Origin of the sequence: Amycolatopsis sp. La24 (assembly GCF_029087445.1) — a bacterium.
In the GTDB taxonomy this organism is placed as follows: Bacteria; Actinomycetota; Actinomycetes; order Mycobacteriales; family Pseudonocardiaceae; genus Amycolatopsis; species Amycolatopsis nivea.
The window spans coordinates 1-962 of record NZ_JARACH010000148.1; the positions used below are offsets into that span (position 1 = coordinate 1).

Sequence of the window (962 nt, forward strand, 5' to 3'; positions counted from 1 at the left end):
GCGTCGCTCGCCGCGAGCCGAAGAAGAAACCGCGCTCGGCATGGCGGCGGTTCGTCTACCCGGCCCCGAACGCGTGCTGGCAACTGGACGCCGCCGAGTACGTCCTGACGGGTGGGCGCAAATGCGTGATCTTCCAGCTCATCGACGACCACTCCCGCTACGCGGTCGCCTCCCACGTCGCGTCCGGCGAGACCGCCCGGGACGCGATCACCGTGGTGGACAAGGCCATCGCCGCGCACGGGGTGCCCCAACGGCTGCTGAGCGACAACGGGCTCGCGCTGAACCCGTCGCGGCGCGGGCGTGTCGGCCGGCTCGTCGCGCACGTCGCCGCCCTGGGCGTGGAAGCGATCACGGGCAAGCCCTACAAGCCGACCACGCAGGGAAAGAACGAGCGCTTCCACCAAACCCTGTTCCGCTACCTCGACAAGCAGCCACTGGCCGAGTCGCTGGCCGAACTGCAGGCCCAGGTCGACGCGTTCGACCACATCTACAACACCCAGCGCCCCCATCAAGGACTGCCCGGGCGCGTCACGCCCCTGGCCGCCTGGGAAGCGACCCCTAAAGCCGATCCGCCCCGCCCGAAACCGAACCGGCCCGCCTGCGAGCCACCCGCCCCGGCCCGTCGTCCCCGAGCGAAGCCGCCTGCCGACCTGCCCGCCGACACCCACATCAGGACAGTCGCGACCGCGGGCACCATCGTGCTGGACAAAGTGGTCTACATGGTCGACGTCGACCACGCCTTCGAGCAGGTCCTCGTCATCGCCAACGGCACCGAACCCGGCGACAAGATCACCGTCACCGACCTGCACGGCGAAATCCTCGCCGAGCGCACCCGACCCGCCCCCGGCATCCGATACGTCGGCAACGGCCGACGCCCAGGCACCCGCCCGAAGAAACAACAACCGTCACCGAAGTCCTGACACACCAACCGTCACCCAAGTCCTGATGCGGAACTGTCACCC

The 962-nt window shown here is 69.3% G+C and carries 1 pseudogene; it reads left to right on the forward strand.

Features of this window, described 5'->3' with window-relative positions:
• A pseudogene (locus tag PUT80_RS46220) lies at positions 1 to 946 on the forward strand (integrase core domain-containing protein); the annotation flags it as partial.
• Positions 947 to 962: the final 16 nt, after the last annotated feature.